Here is a 17,201-nt window from a genome sequence, read left to right on the forward strand (position 1 = left end):
CGGCAGCGGGGCGCCCGCGCCGACCCGCACCCGGCTCTGCGCCAAGGAGCGTGGCGCAGCACAAGCGGCTGGTGGGGCGACCCGCTCACACCGCGCGCAACGCTTCGGTCGGCGGGAGCCGCGCCGAGCGCAGCGCCGGGTAGATGCCGGCCACGACACCGACGACCAGCGCCGCGACGGGGCCGCCGAGGATCACCTCGATCGGCAGTACGACGACGCTGCGGTTCACAGCGGCGTAGCCGGCGACGACGAGCGCTCCGATGCCGAGCCCCGCGACGCCGCCGATGAGCGCGAGGATCGCCGCCTCGGTGAGGAACTGGCTCGCGATCTGCCCGCTGCGGGCCCCCAGTGCCCGGCGCAGGCCGATCTCGCCGCGCCGTTCGAGTGCCGCGACCACCATCGTGTTCGCGATGCCGATGCCGCCGACCAGCAGGGCGATCGCGGCGAGCCCGATCGCGAGCGACGAGAGCGTCGCGTCGGCGATGGCGCGGGCGCCGACGAGTTCCGACAGCTTCGAGACGCCCAGGTACGGCGAGTACGGGTTCGCCGTGCGGGCGAGCATCGGGCGCACCGACTCGACGGCGCCGGGCAGGCTGCGCACGTAGATCGACTCGATGCGCGAGGTCTGGTCGGGGTCGATGAGCCGGGCGGGGTCGACCTCGTCGGCCGGCCAGCGGGCGTCGGCCCACTCGGCTCCGACGAACGCCATCGAATCGAGTTCGGCCGCGAGCCCGAGGGGTTCGAGCACCCCGATCACGACGTGCCACTCGCCGCCGATCCACACCCGCTGGCCGATCTCGGCGCCGAGCCGAGCCGCCGCGGTCGAGCCGAGCACGGTCGTCGGCAGCGAGGCGCTCGCTTCGTCGAACCACTCGCCGTCGGCGAGCGCACCATCGAGCGCGTCGAGCAGCCCGAGGTCGGCAGCCCGCACCCCGAGCCCGCCGGTCTGGGCCGCGGGCACGATCGACGTGCGGTACACGGCGGCGGCCGCGTCGATCCGCTCCACGACGCCGACGGCGGTGACTCCGTCGACGCGTTCGAGCATGCCCGGCGCGGTGGCCGGGATGCCGACGGGCTCGCCCTGCGGATCGCTGCCGGGTTGCACGACGAGCAGGTTCGCACCCTGCCGGTCGAGTTCGGCGAGCAGCTGCGCGCGGTCGGATGCCGCGATGCCGGTGATCGCCGTCAGGGACGCGATGCCGATCGCGATGCCGAGCGCCGACAGCGCGGTGCGCAGTGGCCGCGAACGCGGGCCGGCCACGGCGGTGCGCGCCAGCTCGAGCGCACTGAGGCGGCGACGCGGCGAGCGCGCCGGCACCCCGGTCACGACGCCACCCCTTGCCCGGCGACCACGCGCCCGTCGTGCAACCCGAGCCGGTGGTCGAGCGAGGCGGCGATCTGCTCATCGTGGGTGATCACGACGACCGCGGCGCCGTCGGCGGCGGCACCGCGCAGCAGGTCGACGATGCCCGCGCCGGTCGTCGAGTCGAGCGCCCCCGTCGGCTCGTCGGCGAACAGCACGTCGGGGCATCCGACCATCGCGCGCGCGATCGCGACGCGCTGCTGCTCACCGCCCGACAGCTCGCCCGGCCGATGGTGCAGGCGATGCCCCAGCCCGACGCGCTCGAGCGCCTCGCGCGCGCGACGCCGACGCTCGGCGAGGCCCACGCCCGCGTAGAGGAGGCCCGTCGCCACGTTGTCGAGCGCATCCACCGCGGGCAGCAGGAAGAACTGCTGGAACACGAACCCGAACCGCTCGGCGCGCAGCGCGGCACGCCCGGCGTCGTCGAGCCGACCGGTGTCGACGCCGCCGACGAACACCTCGCCAGAGGTGGGCGTATCGAGGGTGCCCATGATCGAGAGCATCGTGGTCTTGCCCGACCCCGACGCGCCGACGACCGCCGTGAGCTCGCCCGCGTGCACCTGCAGCGAGACATCCTGCAGCGCGTGGACGGGCGGATGGCCCGGGTAGGTCTTGCCCACCCCGCGCAGCTCGAGCACGGGGGCGGTCACGATGCGACCACCACCGCGTCGCCGGCCTCGAGCGGGTCGGCTCCCCCGCCTCCGCTCGACGTGATCTGCACGCGTGCGTCGGCGATGAGCCCGATCTCGACGGGGATCCGCACGACCTCGCCGTCGCGCAGCACATCGAGGGCGTAGCCGTCGTCGCCGTCGGCGACGAGCGCGGTCACCGGCACGACGAGGGCGTCGTCGACGGTCTGGTCGCCCAGCTTCAGGCGCACGGTCGATGGCCCGACCGCGGCGACGACCTGCTGGCCGTCGGGCGCCGTGAGGTCGACCACGGCCCGAGCGGGGGTGGCCTTCGCCGTGTCGTCGAGCGCCGGCACCGACGGCTCGACGGCCGCGACGGTGCCGGCGACCTCGGTGCCGTCCTTCAGCGTGACGGTCACCGGGGTGCCGGTGGCGATCTCGCGTTCCTGCGCGTCGGTCAGGTCGGCGTACCCGTGCAGCTCGGTCTTCGTGTATTCCAGCACCGCGCCGCCGTCGGGTTCGCCGAGGGTCTTCGCGAGCGAGTCGACGCGGATCGACGGGGCATCCACTGCGATCACCGCGCCGAGCGCGACCGAGCCGGTGCGCTCCACTCCCAGCGCCGCCTGCCACGCCTTGACCGCGGCCGCCGTGTTCGCGGTGAACGTGTCATCGACGTCGAGGTCGAGCCCGGCCGTGAACCCGAGGTCGGCGAGGTTCTGCTCGAGTTGGCGCACGTCCGGCCCGTCGGTCACGCCGAGTTCGAGCGGACGCCAGAACGGCCTCGCCCCGCGGAACAGCACGATCGGCACGCCGTTCGCCTCGTAGAGCCGCCCGCCGATGCCGATCACCTCGCCCGCGACGGGCAGCGCGGTCACCATGCCCCAGCCGGCGCCCTGCAGCGGCATCGGGTCGCCGTAGCTCAGCGTTCCCGCCAGCAGCAGGCCGCTCGTGAGCGTTACGCGCTCGGCGGGTCGGGTCACGGGGCGATCGGATGCTCCGCCGGGCTCGCCGGACCCACCCGACCCGGGCTCGCCCGACGCACCGAACCCGCTGGGCGACACAGCCTGCATCCAGCCGACCAGGCCGGCGCCCGCGAGGCCGAGGATCACGGCGGTCGCGGCGAGCGCGACGACGCGATGCCGGGTTCGCCGCGCCGGCGCCGCCGATTCCACCGGCTCGAACCGACGCGTCATCAGCGGCTCGCCCCCACGGTGACCATGAGCCCGTGGTCGGTGAGCTCGGGATAGTCCTCGAACACCCGCCCGAGGTCGCCGCCCGGGGCATCCGGGATCGCCTCCATCCGCACCGAGAGCGGCGCTTCGCTGTCGGCGAGATCGCTGCTGCAGGCGTCGAGGATGCTTCGCAGCGTGTCCTCGTCGACCGAGGCGGGCACGACCATCGAGCCCTGTTCGGGGTCGGGGAAGTCGGTGACACCCTGCTCGCGCGCGCACTCGGCGAACGCGAGCAGCAGTTCGGTCTGCGCGGCCGCGACCTCGGGATCGAGGTCGTCGTCGGGCGCCCCGAAATCGTTCGACGCCTGTTCGAAGTCGGGCACCTCGGCGAGGCAGTCGGCGTAGATCGGCTCGATCCCCCAGTCATCGGCGAAGTCGGCGGGGTCGTCGACGCTCTGGTAGACGGCGCCGTCGATCACCTCGAGGCTGACCTCGCCTCCCGGCTCGCCCTCGGGCGGTGCGACCGGCTCGGGGATCCCGTCGGCGTCGACCTCGATCGGTACCTTCACCAGCACCCGCCCGTTCTCGGTCGTGCGGGTGTCGAGCCCGCCCGCCTGCAGGCAGGCGATGAAACGTTCGGTGGCGGCGTCGAGCCCCCGCGCGGTCGACTCGGGGGATGCCGCGGAGCACGCCGCGAGCAGGCTCACGCAGCCCGCGGCGAGCGCGGTCGCGGTGAGGGCTGCGACGGATCGAGTGTGGATGGAACGGGACATGCCGGTCTCCTCATGGTCGGTTTCGACCAGTTCTAGGCTCGGGGGCGTTGGGGCCGCGTCGCCGGCCGGCAAACGCGCGACAAACGGGCTGCGGTGCACAATCGGGGTGGAGGAGCGGAGGTGTCATGCGCGTGCTGATCGTGGAGGACGAGCGCGAGCTCGCCGAGACGCTCGCCGAGGGCCTGCGCCTCGACGGGTTCGGCGTCGGCGTCGTGCATGACGGTGCGGCCGCGCTGCAGCGCCTCTCCGACGGTGACTTCGACGTCGTGCTGCTCGACCGCGATCTTCCCGTGCTGTCGGGCGACGCGGTGTGCCGCACGCTCGCGGCCCAGGGGCATCCGGCTCGCATCCTGATGCTCACCGCGGCCGGCGCGGTCGGCGACCGGGTGCGCGGACTCGACCTCGGCGCCGACGACTACCTGGCCAAGCCGTTCGCGTACGTCGAGCTGCTGGCCCGCATCCGCGCGCTCGGCCGACGGCGGGGGGATGCCCCGGCCGACGCCGTGCTCGAACGCGGCGGGGTGCGCCTCGACCCCGTGCGCCGCACGGCCGAACGCGACGGCCGCCCCGTGCGACTGACCCGGCGCGAACTCGCGGTGCTCGAGGCACTGCTGGCCGCTGACGGCGGCTACCTCACCCCGCAGCGCCTGCTCGGCCTCGCCTGGGACGAACCGGGCGATCACACCGCCGCGACCGTGCGGCTCGCGGTGCACACCCTACGCAAGAAGCTGGGGCATCCGTGGCTGATCGACAACTCGCCCGGCCTCGGCTATCGGATCGAGTGACCATGGACGACTCGAGACCCCTGCGCCGCCGGTGGAGCTTCCGCACCCGGCTCACCGTCACGATCGCAGCGATCTTCGTCGCTGCCGGCGTCGGCCTGCTCGCCGTGCAGTACCTGCTCGTGCAGAGCTTCTTCCGCGCGGCATCGAGCGCCACGATCTGCTCGGAGGTTCGAGGGCCGGATGCCTCTGGGCCGGCGATGTCCACGAATTGCTACGTGATGACCGGCACCGGGCTCGGCGATGCGGATCATCCGCCCGGCGCCCAGATTCCTCGCGAGGCGCTCGAGGCCGCCTTCGACGAGTACTCGGGCGCACTCTCGCAGGATGTGCTCGGGAGCCTGCTCGTGGCATCCGTCGTAGTGCTCGCCGTCTTCGCGATCATCGCCGTGCTGCTGGCCGGCTGGCTCGCCCGCCGCTCGCTGCGCCGCATCGCCGAGGTGACGGAGCTGACCCGGCGTATCACGACCGACGACCTCGACCGCAGGCTCGACCTGGCTGGGCCCGACGACGAGGTGAAGGAGCTCGGCGACACCATCGACGGCATGCTCGACCGGCTGCACACCGCATTCGAGGCGCAGGACCGCTTCGTCCAGAACGCGTCGCACGAGCTGCGCACCCCGCTCACGGTGACGCGCGCCGCACTCGAGATCCCGCTCGAACAGGGCCGGGTGCCCGCCGAGCTGCAGCCCGCCGTGCGTCGCGCGCTCGCGGCGAACGCGCACAGCGAGCGGCTCATCGGGTCGTTGCTGGTGCTCGCCCGTGGGCGGGGCCGCATCGACGAACGGGTGCCGGTCGAGCTCGGCACTCCGCTCGCGGCTGCGGTCGCCGAGGTCGCGGATGAGGCGGCGGCGCTCGGGGTCGAGGTGTCGTACGACGAGCCCGCCGCGGGCGCAACCGTCGACGGTGATGCGCAGCTGCTCGAGCTCGCCGCGCGCAACCTGCTCGACAACGCGGTGCGCTACAACGACGAACGCGGGGTCGTCATCGTGCGGATCGACGCCGAACGCCCCGGGTTCACCGTCGAGAACACCGGGCGCGAACTCGGCGACGCCGAGGTGGCCGCGCTCGGCGAGCCGTTCCACCGGGGTGAGGCGTCGCGGAGTGCCGACCGCGACGGGTACGGGCTCGGGCTGTCGATCGTGCGCGCCGTCGCGGCCGCGCACGGCGGCGAGTTGGTGCTCAGGCCGCGCCCCGGCGGCGGCCTGGTCGCCACCCTCTCCCTCCCCTAACCCCGCCCGCCCCCCCTCCCTCCCCCTCCCGTCCCTCCCCTCCCCCCGCTCCTCACGAACAAGGTCGATTTGTGCGAATGAGGGCGGCTTGCGCCATCCTCAGTCGCACAAATCGACCTTGTTCGCGCGTGGAGCGGGGGGCGGGAGGGGGGCGGAGGGGCGGGGGGGGCGGGGCGGGCGGGAGGGGGCGGGGCGGGGGGGTTAGATGACGGCGGTGGAGAGGTCGGTCGGGTTGCCGAAGCGGTGGTTCGTGATCGACACGGCCTGCTCTCGCAGGAACGGCAGCAGTTCGACCCGCCCGGACGGGGTGACCGGGTGCGCCCACACGGCGACATCGGGGCGGCCGTGCAACGCGGCCGTGACCGAGGCCGGGTCGGCGCCGACGAGTCGGATGCGGTCGGCGCCGGCGCCGGCGCCCTGCGCGGCGAGGTGCTCGAGCCATCCGCGGTCGTCCTCGCGTCGCACCCGGATGTCACGTGCCTCGAGCAGCGTGCGCACGCGCTTGGGCAGCGGATGCGCCGTCGACACCGAGATCGGCGACTTCGCGAGCGTGGCCGCAGCGATGACCCGCAACCCGTCGACGAGCGTGCCGCCCTCGGCGATGCGCACGGCCACCGGCGTCGGCCGGTACCGGAACACGTTGCGCTCGACCCCGAGGCCCGAGACATCCTTCACGACGCCGTACTCTTCGGCCCAGGCGATCTCGTCCGACAGGGCACCCCGGCGCAGCAGCTCGAACTGCTCGTAGTCGAGCGACGACTGCGACGCCTCGATGAGCTCCGTGACCCGACGCTCGAGTCCGCGCAGGTGCAGCGAGGTCGACTGGCGGTCGTCGGCGGGCTCCCAGTCGCCGAGGCCGAACAGGTAGTTCGGCCCGCCGGCCTTGGCGCCCGCGCCGACGGCCGACTTCTTCCAGCCGCCGAACGGCTGGCGCTGCACGATCGCGCCGGTGATGCCCCGGTTGACGTACAGGTTGCCGGCCTCGACCCGGTCGAGCCAGGTGGCGAGCTCGTCGGCGTCGAGCGAGTGCAGGCCCGCGGTCAGGCCGTAGTCGACCGCGTTCTGCAGGCGGATCGCCTCGTCGAGGTCCTTCGCGTGCATGACGCCGAGCACCGGCCCGAAGAACTCGGTGAGGTGGAAGTACGACCCGGGCGCCACGCCCGTGCGGATACCCGGCGACCACAGCCGGCCGGTCGCGTCGAGCTGGCGCGGCTCGACCAGCCACTCCTCGCCGATGCCGAGCTCGGTGAGCGCGCTCAAGAGCTTGCCCGACGCGGGTTCGATGATCGGGCCGATCTGGCTCGTCGCGTCCTCGGGGTACCCGACGCGCATCGACGTCGCCGCGTCGACGAGCTGGCGGCGGAACCGCTCGCTCTTGGCCACCGACCCAACGAGGATGACCAGCGACGCCGCCGAGCACTTCTGGCCGGCGTGGCCGAAGGCGCTCTTCACGACATCGGATGCCGCGAGGTCGAGGTCGGCCGACGGCGTCACGATGATCGCGTTCTTGCCGCTGGTCTCGGCCAGCAGCGGCAGGTCCTCGCGGAACGAGCGGAACAGCTCGGCCGTCTCGTAGGCGCCAGTGAGGATCACACGATCGACGAGCGGGCTCGCGATGAGCTGACGCCCGAGCTCGCGCTCGCCCACGTCGAGCAGGGCGAGCACGTCGCGGGGCACACCGGCCTCCCACAGCGCTTCGACCATGACCGCGCCGGCGCGCTGGGCCAGCCCGGCGGGCTTGATCACCACGCCCGATCCCGCGGCGAGCGCGGCGAGCACGCCGCCCGCGGGGATCGCGACGGGGAAGTTCCACGGCGGCGTCACGACGGTCAGCTTCGACGGCACGAACCGGGCGCCGCGCACGTGGTCGAGCTCGCGGGCGCGCTCGGCGTAGTAGTGCGCGAAGTCGATGGCCTCGCTCACCTCGGGGTCGGCCTCGGCGATGGTCTTGCCCGTCTCGGACGCCATCACCTCGATGAGGCGGTCGCGGTTGGCGGCGAGCGAAAGGCCGGCCCGGTGCAGGATCGCAGCGCGCTCGGCGGCGGGGCGCCGGCCCCACGCCTCACCCGCGGCGCGCACGCTCGCGAGCAGTGCGGCGAGCTCGCCGGCGTCGTCGATGCGCGCGGCGCGGATCGTCTCGACGCCGAGCGCCGAGTCGGGTACGCGGGCGAGGATGCGACGGCCCCACTCGCGGTTGGCCGCGAGGGCCGGGTCGGTGTCGGGTTCGTTGCGGAAGCCCGGGGTGGTGCCAGGCCCCGCAGGCTCGGGCTCGGATGCCGCGGCGACGGGCTGTCCGTCGAGCACGGCCTCGATCGCGTCGAGCACGGCGGCCTGGTCGGCGCCCGTGCCGGTCGAGGCATCCGGGCCGCTCGACCCGCGCGCGATGTCGAGCACCGCGACGGTCAGCGACTCCTGGTCGTGCTCGGGACCGGGCGCAGGAGCGCCCGCGTGCGGCAGGTCGGCGATGGGCGTGCGGCCCTGCCACTCGGTGCGGCGGTTCTGGGTGCGGTTCGGGCGCGGTGCCGGCGTGGCATCCGTCTCGCCCGCGAGCGCCGCCAGTGAGGCGAGGTACCGGTCGCGCTCGCGCGCGAACAGCCGTTCGTCGTCGAGGTCGAACACAGCCGACATGAAGTTGTCCTGGCTGGCGTTCTCTTCGAGGCGGCGGATCAGGTAGGCGATCGCCACGTCGAACTCGCTCGGGTTCACGACCGGCGTGTACAGCAGCAGGCGGCCGACGTCGCCGCGCACGGCCGCCGCCTGGCCGGTGGCCATGCCGAGCAGCATCTCGAACTCGACGGCCGAGTTCACGCCGCGGTCGCTGGCGAGCAGCCACGCGTGCGCGATGTCGAACAGGTTGTGGCCGGCGACGCCGAGGCGCACCGCGTCGACCCGCTCGGGCGTGAGCGCCCAGTCGAGCACGCGCTTGTAGTTGGTGTCGGAGTCCTGCTTGGTGCCGTACGTCGCGACGGGCCAGTCGTGGATGGCGGCGTCGACGTGCTCCATCGCGAGGTTCGCGCCCTTCACGACGCGCACCTTGATCGGCGCACCGCCCGCGGCGCGGCGGGTGCGAGCCCACGCGTTCAGCTCCTGCATCGCGCCGAGCGCGTCGGGCAGGTAGGTCTGCAGCACGATGCCGGCCTCGAGACCCTGCAGCGACGGGCGGTCGAGCAGCGTCGTGAAGACCGCGATCGTCAGGTCGAGGTCGCGGTACTCCTCCATGTCGAGGTTGATGAACTTGGGCTTGCCGTCGGCGGACGAACGTGCCGCCAGCTCGTAGAGCGGGGTGAGCTTGGCGACGACCTTCTCGACGGCCTCGTCGAACGACCACATCGAGAGCTGGCTGACCACGCTCGACACCTTGATCGAGACGTAGTCGACGTCGTCGCGGGCGAGGAACTCGTAGGTGCCCTCGAGTCGGCGGTCGGCCTCCTGTTCGCCGAGCACGGCCTCGCCGAGGAGGTTGAGGTTGAGACGGTTGCCCGACTCGCGCAGCTTCGCGATCGCGGGGCCGAGCTTCGACGGCGTGGCGTCGAGCACGAGGTGGCCGACCATCGCGCGGAGCACACGGCGGGCGATCGGGATGACGATCCACGGGAACGCGGGCGCCAGCACGCCGCCGAGGCGCACCGCGCCGCGCAGGTACCACGGCAAGAACCTCGGCGTGAGCTTCGCGACCCGCTCGAGGTTGCGGCCGGCGACGCGCAGGTCTTCGGGGCGCATGACGCCGTCGACGAATCCGACGGTGAAGGCGAGCCCGTTCGGATCCTTCAGCACACCGGCGAGGCGCTCGGCCGAGGGGTCGGTGGGGTAGGTGCGGCTCTCGGCGAGCCAGCGTCGCACGAGGGCGACGACCTGGTCGGTGCTCACGGTCGAGTCGACGGTGGTCATGCTCACGACGGTACTTCTCTTCTCTTGTTGCGCCCACGGCGGCGCCCGGGGTGGCGCACGTGCGCCCGCGCAGCATCCTCCAACACGCAATCTGTTCGGTCAATCGGATGAATTCGACTGATACTCTTCGATGAAACCGACCAATATATTCGGATGCCACGGAGGCCTCATGCTCGATGTCCGACGCCTGCGCCTGCTGGTCGAGTTGCACCGTCGCGGCACGCTCTCAGCGGTCGCCGAAGCGCTCTCGTACAGCCCCTCCACCGTGTCGCAGCAGCTCGACCAGCTCGAACGCGAGGTCGGCGTGACCCTGCTCGTGCCGGCGGGCCGGCGCGTGCAGCTCACGCCGCAGGCCGAGGTGCTCGTCGAGCACGCTGCCGCGATCCTCGACCGACTCGAGGCCGCCGAGGCCGAGGTGGCCCGCTCGCTCACCGACGTCGGCGGCACGGTGCGGGTCGCCGTCTTCCAATCGGCCGCGCACGCGGTGGTGCCGCGCGCGCTCACGACGCTCGCCGCGGAGCATCCGACGCTGCGCGTCGAGATCACCGAGCGCGAACCCGAAGCCGGCCTGTTCGAGGTCGCCGCCCGCGACTTCGACCTCGTGCTCGCCGAACAGTATCCGGGCCGCACTCGGCCGCGACACCCGGGCCTCGACCTGGTGCCGCTCGCCGCCGACGCGATCCGGCTCGCGCTGCCCGCCGAAGCCGCCGCCATCGGCGTGGGCGCGCTCGCCCGACCGGCGACGCCGGCCGACCTCGCCGGCGGCGACGCCGCGAGCCCCGCCCAGGCGCTGGCCTGGGCGGCGACCCGACCGTGGGTGCTCGAGCCGCGCGGCACCGCGTCGCGCGAGTGGGCCGAACAGCTCTGCCGGTCGGCGGGGTTCGAGCCCGACGTGCGCTTCGAGACCGCCGACCTGATGGCGCACATCCGCCTCATCGAGTCGGGCAACGCGGTCGGGCTGCTGCCCGACCTGGTGTGGGCCGGCGACGCACCGCGGCTGATGCTCGCGGCGCTGCCCGGCGAACCGCACCGCGAGGTGTTCTCGTCGGCGCGGCTGGCGAGTGCGGCTCGGCCCGCCGTGGTGGCGGTGCGTGCGGCCCTCGCGCGCGCGGCCGACCCGAGCGCGGTGTCGCAAGCCTGACCTCTCGGCCCGCCCGCGGGCCGCGGCTCGCGCGGATGGACCCGGGCGTAGGCTCGGCCTCATGTGGGGGAATCGCAGCGCCATCGTCACGTCCGCACTCGTCGCCGCCGCGGCTGCCGCACTCGCACTCGCCGGGTGCGCGGGCGCCGGCTCGTCGGGCGGGCAGGGCGGCGACCCGATCGGCACGTGGGGCGACCCGGCGGCGACGGGCGAGCCATGGCTCTCGTTGGCGGACGACGGCGTACTCACCGGCAACGACGGCTGCAACAGCCTGCGCGGCACGTGGGAGCGCGACGACGACGGCATCGTCGACTTCAGCGGCCTCGCTGCGACGCGCATGTTCTGCCAGGGCGTCGACACGTGGTTGTCGGGCGCCGAGGCGGCGCGCATCGACGGCGACACCATGACCGTGCTCGGCGACGACGATGCCGAGATCGGCACGCTCGCCCGCACCTCGTCGACGCCGACCACGGTCCAGCCGACCCCGGCCGCGGCCGGAGAGGGCTTCATCGGGACCTGGGGCACGGATGCCACGGGCGAGCCGTTCCTCGTCATCGCCGACGACGGCACCGTCACGGGCAGCGACGGGTGCAACCGGCTCACCGGCACCTGGGAGCCCGATGACGGCGGCGGTATCGAGTTCGAGGGCGTCGCATCCACGCTGATGGCGTGCGAGGGGGTCGACCAGTCGCTGAACCGCCTCGACTCGGCGACCGTCGACGGCGACACCCTCACCGTGCTCGACGACGACGACGTGGTGCTCGTCACGCTCACGCGCACGGCCTGACCAGCTCACACTCCCCTGCCGGGGCCGCTTGTGGTCGCTTCCGCGTGTTGCGGGCGACCACAAGCGACCCCGGCGGGGTGCTCTCGTCGAGGGAGCGTCAGGCGCGCGCGGCCCGGCGACGGATGACGAGCGTCACGCCGCCCGCGACGAGCAGTGCCAGGGCGCCGAGTGCGGCGAGGCCGCCCCCGAACCCGGTCGATGCGAGGCCGCCGGCCGCGCCCGAGCCACCGCCCGAACCGCCCGAACCGCCACCCGAGCCGGGTGCCGCCGCGACCGTCACCTCAAGGCTCGCCACGACCGCCCCATCGGGGCCGACGAGCTCGATGGTGTGCTCGCCCGCTTCGACCTCGGGCACGGTGAACGTGACGACCAGTTCACCGTCGACACCCACCGCGGCCTGCGCGACCTCGATCGGATCGGAGCGGAACACCACGGTGTAGGCCCCCGCCGGGACATCCGACCCGGTCAGCTCGACCTCGTCACCGACCTCGAGGTCGCCCGACACGTCGATGGCGATGCTCGGCTCGTTCGGGTTCGCCGACCCGGCGCTGTCGATCGCCGACACGTTGCCCGCGACATCCGCAGCCCGGAAGCTGACCACCCGCGCACCCGGCTGCAGCTCGACCGGCTCCGTGTAGGCCTGCCAGTCGGCGTCGTCGCCCGCGACCGTCGACCAGAGCGCGTACTCGAGCGACGCGACGCCCGAGAGCGCGTCGGTCGCGTCGAGCGCAACCGTGCCGGCCTCGGCGTCGACCGTGGCGACGACGACCGGTGCGGTGGCGTCGACCTTGCCCGACCAGGTGGTCGAGGCGACGTTGCCCGAGTCGTCGGTGGCGCGCACCTCGACGGCGAGGTCGCCGTCGGGCAGCGCGACCGGCGCGGTGTACGCCTGCCAGTCGCCCGAGCCGATGCGCACCTCGACCGCCGGCGGCGGCGTGAAGTCATCCGTCGCGGTCGCGGTGAGGGTGGCGCCGCGGTACCAGCCGTTCGCCTGCGCGCCGTCGACGACGGCCGAGATCGTCGGCGCCGTCGTGTCGGCCGGCGGGTACGACACCAGCTGCGGGGAAGCGAACGACCCGACGGCCGGCTCGCCGGCGTCGTTGATGATGCGGTTGATGCCGCCCGTGCCGTTCAGGAACACGCTCGTCATCGACTCGAACCGCACATTCTTCGACCTCGGCGTCTGGATGCCGCTCTCGACGCGGATGTCCTGCCCGCCGTTGATCGTCTGGTCGAAGAACGAGTACACGCCGAGCCCCTGGGCCAGGTGCGAGGTGACGCCGTCGCCGACGCGGTACGACGCGAAGCCGAGCCGGTCGCCGTCCATGAAGGCGGCCTGCGTCGGCGGGTCGTACGGGATCTCGCTCTGGTAGAAGATCGTGCGACCGCCGTCGCCGTTCCAGATCACCTGGTTCTTCTGGTAATGCTCGACGAACAGGCCGAGCGCGGTGACGTCGTCGCCGTTCACGATGACGCCGTGGTCGCCGGTGTTCGAGTCCCACGCGACGCCGTCGCCGTGGTCGGCGCGCCACGCCCAGATGTGGTCGAGCAGCGTGTTCGGGCTGTTCACCTCGATCGAGGTGGTCGCCTTGCCGGCCCACGGCCCGCCGACGCGGATGAAGACGTCGGTGAGGGTGGTCGGGTCGGCCGCATCCGCCACGGATGCCCCGCGAGGCCCGACCTGCACGAGCACGTCGGAGTTCTCGAGGCCCGCGTCGACGGTGAGACCCGCGATCTTCACGCCGGCGACGTCGCCGACCTCGATCGCGGCGGTGCCGGCGGTCGGCACGAGCGAGGCGTACCCCAGGCCGAGCACGACGGTGTCGGCGCGGTCGACGTGCAGCGGAGCATCCAGCTCGTAGACGCCGGGGGTGATGAGCAGGTGCTTGCCGGTCGCGAGGGCCGCGTTGAGCTCGGCGGCGGTCGCGCCCTGCTTCGCGATGAAGAAGTCGCCGATCGCGATCGAGTCGCCGGCCGAGGCATCCGTCGACCAGTCGTGCCCGCGCGTGTCGGCCTTCGCCTTCGGCACGAACACCTTGTAGTCGTCGCCGTCGAGGTACAGGAACGGCGACTCGCGGTTGATCGGCGTCTCGTCGACGACCGTCTTGTTGCCGGTGCCGCCGCCCTCGATCGGGCCGAAGTCGTGCGCGGGTGCGCCCTCGACGCCAGAGAACACCATGTTCCAGACGCCGCCGTCCCACGTGCCGACGGTCGAGTTGCGGGTGAACCACTGCTGCTGCGACCCGGTCACGATCGTGCCGTCGACGTTCGAGTTCGCGAGGTATCCGCCCGAGGCGTATTCGCCGACCCGGCCGAACACCGTGAGCGAGCCCTCGATGTTGATGCGGCGCAGCGGCGCGGCCTGCGACACGGCGAACCGCATCTCGTGCGGCGAGGTGATGCCGCTCGGGAACGGCCGGTCGGCGTCGATGCCGACGGGCTGCTGGATCGGGTTGAACGTGAGGTTCGACATCGAGCGCCAGAACCGGGTGAGCGACCCGGGCTGCTGGCAGTCCCACGGGTTCGGCTCGCAGGCGCGCACCGGCTCGACGTGGATCGCGCCGTTGATGCGCACGTCCTCGGGCGAGGCGCCGAGACCCGAGACCGACTGGTAGTACCCGAGCTCGGAATTGATGATGTCGGTCGCGGTCAGCGGGTCGTCCTGGCCCGCGGCCGAGCCGTAGGTGCCAGGCTTGAAGAAGAACTGGTGCCGGTTGAGGCTGAACTCCTCCTCGTGCGAGGCGGCCTGCAGGGCGGCGTTGATGTCGTCGACCGACCACGTCTCGTCGAAGATCGTGACGTTCGGGCCGAAAAGATCGTCGCCGTCGGCAGCGGCGGCGGGTGCTGCGGCGGTGATGACGGTTCCTCCGAGGGCGAGGGCGGTGATGGCCGCCCCGGCGCCGATGCGGCGGGCGAGGCGGGCGGGCGGATGCTCCGCCCGGAACGGATGCGTCACAGGTTCTCCTTTGAACGAGGGGCCGGCGGCCGTCGCGCCGCCGGTCGACCGGTCAGTGCGAGTGGTGCTCGACCCGCGCCGACGGCGGCGCGGACGTGCTCGTCACTATAGCGGAATGCTTACTGACTTGTCAGTAACATTTCCGGCGCAATGCGCAGGGTGGCGGGCTCGGGGTCGCTCGGGGTCGCTTCGGCGTTCCTCGGGGTCGCTTGTGGTCGCTTCGGCGGCCGGCGAGCGACAACGAGCGTCCCCGACATGGCTCGAGGTGCGGGTTGCAGGTTGCGGGCGGCGGGCGACGGCTACGCTCGATGGATGCCTCAGACCCACGACGTCGTGATCGTCGGCGGCGGCCACAACGGGCTGACCGCTGCCGCGTACCTCGCCCGCGCCGGCCTCGACGTACTGCTGCTCGAGCGCGACGACCACCTCGGCGGCGCGGCCGTCTCGGCGCAGGCGTTCGAGGGCGTCGAGGCCCGCCTCAGCCGCTACTCGTACCTCGTCAGCCTGCTGCCGCAGCGCATCATCGACGACCTGGGGCTCGACATCCGGCTCGTACGTCGGCGGTTCTCGTCGTACACGCCCGACCCCCGCGATCCGTCGCGTGGCCTGCTCGTCGACACCGAGGCCGGCCCCGAGGCATCCGTCGCCGCCTTCGCACGCGTCGGCGCTGAGGCCGACGCGACCGCCTGGGACGCCTTCTACCACGACACTGCGCGGGTCGCCGAGGCGCTGTTCCCGACCCTCACCGAGCCGCTGCCGACGCGCGACGACGCCAAGGCGCTGGTTGCCGACGACCGGGTGTGGAACGCGTTCGTCGAGCGCCCGCTCGGCGAGACGATCGACCGATGCTTCGGCGACGACCTGGTGCGCGGCGTCGTCGCCACCGACGGGCTCATCGGCACGTTCGCCGAGCTCGACGACCCGTCGCTCGAGGCGAACCGATGCTTCCTGTACCACGTGATCGGCGGCGGCACCGGGGATTGGGACGTACCGGTCGGCGGCATGGGGGCCGTCACCGCCGAGCTCGCCCGGGCCGCTCGCGAGGCGGGCGCGGTGCTCGTGACCGAGGCCGAGGTCGTGGCGGTCGAGGCGACCGTCGGCGGGGCGTCGGCTTCACCGGCGGGCGCGCTCGTGCGCTGGCGCTCCGACGGCGTCGAGCACGAGGCATCCGCCCCGACCATGCTCGCGAACGTCGCACCCGCCGTGCTCGACCGCCTGATCGCGGCCGGTGCGGATGCGCGGCGCGAGCGCGCAACCTCCTCGGCCGGTGTCGCCCCGCGTCACGGCTTCCCCGCCGATGACGTGCCCGTGCCCATCCCGGCCGTGGTGCGCGAGCGGCTGCGCCACCTCGCCACGCCCGAGGGTGCGCAGGTCAAGGTGAACCTGCTGCTCACCCGCCTGCCGCGGCTGCGCGACGCGTCGGTGCGCCCCGAGCAGGCGTTCGCCGGCACGTTCCACATCAACGAGCTCGAGACGCAGCTCGACGCGGCGTACCGCACCGCCGCGCGCGGCGCGATTCCCGACCCGCTGCCGTGCGAGATCTACTGCCACACGCTCAGCGACCCGTCGATCCTGTCCCCCGAGCTCGTCGCGAGCGGCGCGCACACGCTCACCGTCTTCGGCCTGCACGTGCCCGACCGGCTCGTCGAGCGCTTCGGCAACGACGAGTTGCGCGCCCGCCTCGAAGAGGCCGTGCTCGCGTCGCTCGACCGCGTGCTCGCCGAGCCGATCCGCGACGTCATCATGACGGATGCCTCGGGCCGCCCGTGCATCGAGGTGAAGACCACGCACGATCTCGAAGAGGCCCTCGCGATGCCCGGTGGCAACATCTTCCACGGCCCGCTGTCGTGGCCGTGGGCCGAGCCCGGCGCCGCACTCGACACGCCCGCAGCGCGCTGGGGCGTCGCGACCGCGCACCCGAGCGTGCTGCTGTGCGGCTCGGGTGCCGTGCGCGGTGGCGCAGTCAGCGGCATCGGCGGGCACAACGCCGCGATGGCCGTGCTCGAGTCGCGCGGCTGACCGGTCCGCTCCGCGCCGGCACAGGGCGCCCGGGCTAGAAGACGAAGAGCTGCCCGAGGATCACGATCAGCACGACGAAGATGATCACGATCGCACCCACGATCACGAGCGAGCGCGCCGAGAGCTTCGCGACGCCGAAGCCGACCAGGAACGGCAGGGCGGCCAGCAGGATGGTCACGATCCACCAGAACGCCTGGTAGCCGCCGGCCGATGCCTCCTCGAGCCGGCCGCCGAAGAGCTGCTGGCTGTGCGGGTGGGTCGCGAACGCGAACGCCGCCGACAGCGGAACCGCGATGAGCGCCGCGACGATGAGGCCGGCGAGCGCCCCCCAGAGTCCCGACTTGCCCTCGCCCAGATCGAGTGTCTCCTGGTGCTTCGTTCCCTGCCCACCCTTGGAAGTCATGGCACCGACTCTAGCCGCCATCCCCTCTCCCCGATTAGCCTGAATCGCAGGGGATC

Annotated in this window: 12 protein-coding genes; 5 read left to right on the forward strand and 7 right to left on the reverse strand. The window is 72.9% G+C overall.

Going from position 1 to position 17,201, the window contains the following annotated elements; translation table 11 throughout:
- Positions 1–85: 85 nt before the first annotated feature.
- From FLP10_RS07520 to FLP10_RS07535, 4 genes are read right to left on the reverse strand one after another with little or no spacing between them, the layout of a single operon-like run.
- Entirely contained in the window at positions 86–1,327 is a 1,242-nt protein-coding gene (locus FLP10_RS07520; protein ID WP_149160304.1) for an ABC transporter permease, read from the reverse strand.
- Positions 1,324–2,013 (reverse strand): ABC transporter ATP-binding protein, encoded by a 690-nt coding sequence (locus tag FLP10_RS07525; protein ID WP_210418501.1) that lies wholly within the window; start codon positions 2,011–2,013, stop codon positions 1,324–1,326. Before FLP10_RS07525 ends, FLP10_RS07520 begins: the two co-directional genes overlap by 4 nt.
- Complete coding sequence (locus FLP10_RS07530) at positions 2,010–3,185, reverse strand: peptidoglycan-binding protein (protein WP_149160305.1); 1,176 nt, start codon at positions 3,183–3,185, stop codon at positions 2,010–2,012. The genes FLP10_RS07525 and FLP10_RS07530 overlap by 4 nt, the downstream gene beginning before the upstream one ends.
- Complete coding sequence (locus FLP10_RS07535; RefSeq protein ID WP_149160306.1) at positions 3,185–3,937, reverse strand: hypothetical protein; 753 nt, start codon at positions 3,935–3,937, stop codon at positions 3,185–3,187. The genes FLP10_RS07530 and FLP10_RS07535 overlap by 1 nt, the downstream gene beginning before the upstream one ends.
- A 125-nt stretch (positions 3,938–4,062) precedes the next feature.
- On the opposite strand from FLP10_RS07535, the gene FLP10_RS07540 reads away from it, so the two are divergent.
- Together FLP10_RS07540 and FLP10_RS07545 are read left to right on the forward strand one after the other, a co-directional pair.
- A complete protein-coding gene (locus tag FLP10_RS07540; RefSeq protein WP_149160307.1) occupies positions 4,063–4,722 on the forward strand; it encodes a response regulator transcription factor in 660 nt (219 codons plus the stop codon).
- A gap of 2 nt (positions 4,723–4,724) precedes the next feature.
- The gene (locus FLP10_RS07545; protein ID WP_149160308.1) at positions 4,725–5,951 is read left to right on the forward strand and encodes a sensor histidine kinase; all 1,227 of its coding nucleotides are present in this window, start codon (positions 4,725–4,727) and stop codon (positions 5,949–5,951) included.
- A 201-nt stretch (positions 5,952–6,152) separates the two neighbouring features.
- Here FLP10_RS07545 and FLP10_RS07550 read toward each other — a convergent pair whose 3' ends face one another.
- Positions 6,153–9,839 (reverse strand): proline dehydrogenase family protein, encoded by a 3,687-nt coding sequence (locus FLP10_RS07550; protein ID WP_149160309.1) that lies wholly within the window; start codon positions 9,837–9,839, stop codon positions 6,153–6,155.
- 169 nt (positions 9,840–10,008) lie between these two features.
- Here FLP10_RS07550 and FLP10_RS07555 point away from each other — a divergent pair, with 169 nt between their 5' ends.
- On the forward strand, positions 10,009–10,980 hold the full coding sequence (locus tag FLP10_RS07555) for a LysR family transcriptional regulator (RefSeq protein ID WP_149160310.1): 972 nt from the start codon (positions 10,009–10,011) through the stop codon (positions 10,978–10,980).
- Positions 10,981–11,041: 61 nt separating this feature from the next.
- Entirely contained in the window at positions 11,042–11,767 is a 726-nt protein-coding gene (locus FLP10_RS17685) for an META domain-containing protein (RefSeq protein WP_246150274.1), read from the forward strand.
- A 97-nt stretch (positions 11,768–11,864) separates the two neighbouring features.
- Here the strand turns inward: FLP10_RS17685 and FLP10_RS07565 are convergent, their stop codons facing one another.
- A complete protein-coding gene (locus FLP10_RS07565) occupies positions 11,865–14,723 on the reverse strand; it encodes an OmpL47-type beta-barrel domain-containing protein (RefSeq protein WP_210418502.1) in 2,859 nt (952 codons plus the stop codon).
- Positions 14,724–15,035: 312 nt separating this feature from the next.
- Between FLP10_RS07565 and FLP10_RS07570 the strand changes: the two genes are divergently transcribed.
- Positions 15,036–16,742 (forward strand): phytoene desaturase family protein, encoded by a 1,707-nt coding sequence (locus FLP10_RS07570; protein ID WP_149160311.1) that lies wholly within the window; start codon positions 15,036–15,038, stop codon positions 16,740–16,742.
- Between the two features lie 34 nt (positions 16,743–16,776).
- On the opposite strand, the gene FLP10_RS07575 is transcribed toward FLP10_RS07570, so the two are convergent.
- A complete protein-coding gene (locus tag FLP10_RS07575) occupies positions 16,777–17,145 on the reverse strand; it encodes a hypothetical protein (RefSeq protein WP_149160312.1) in 369 nt (122 codons plus the stop codon).
- Positions 17,146–17,201 lie beyond the last annotated feature (56 nt).

Origin of the sequence: Agromyces intestinalis, from assembly GCF_008365295.1 — a bacterium.
Lineage (GTDB): Bacteria > Actinomycetota > Actinomycetes > Actinomycetales > Microbacteriaceae > Agromyces > Agromyces intestinalis.

Bases quoted from the DNA above. Each gene is read 5' to 3' on its own strand.
- FLP10_RS07530 (WP_149160305.1), bottom strand. From the start codon at position 3,185: ATGACGCGTCGGTTCGAGCCGGTGGAATCGGCGGCGCCGGCGCGGCGA.
- FLP10_RS07535 (WP_149160306.1), bottom strand. From the start codon at position 3,937: ATGTCCCGTTCCATCCACACTCGATCCGTCGCAGCCCTCACCGCGACC.
- FLP10_RS07540 (WP_149160307.1), top strand. From the start codon at position 4,063: ATGCGCGTGCTGATCGTGGAGGACGAGCGCGAGCTCGCCGAGACGCTC.
- FLP10_RS07545 (WP_149160308.1), top strand. From the start codon at position 4,725: ATGGACGACTCGAGACCCCTGCGCCGCCGGTGGAGCTTCCGCACCCGG.
- FLP10_RS07550 (WP_149160309.1), bottom strand. From the start codon at position 9,839: ATGACCACCGTCGACTCGACCGTGAGCACCGACCAGGTCGTCGCCCTC.
- FLP10_RS07555 (WP_149160310.1), top strand. From the start codon at position 10,009: ATGCTCGATGTCCGACGCCTGCGCCTGCTGGTCGAGTTGCACCGTCGC.
- FLP10_RS17685 (WP_246150274.1), top strand. From the start codon at position 11,042: ATGTGGGGGAATCGCAGCGCCATCGTCACGTCCGCACTCGTCGCCGCC.
- FLP10_RS07570 (WP_149160311.1), top strand. From the start codon at position 15,036: ATGCCTCAGACCCACGACGTCGTGATCGTCGGCGGCGGCCACAACGGG.
- FLP10_RS07575 (WP_149160312.1), bottom strand. From the start codon at position 17,145: ATGACTTCCAAGGGTGGGCAGGGAACGAAGCACCAGGAGACACTCGAT.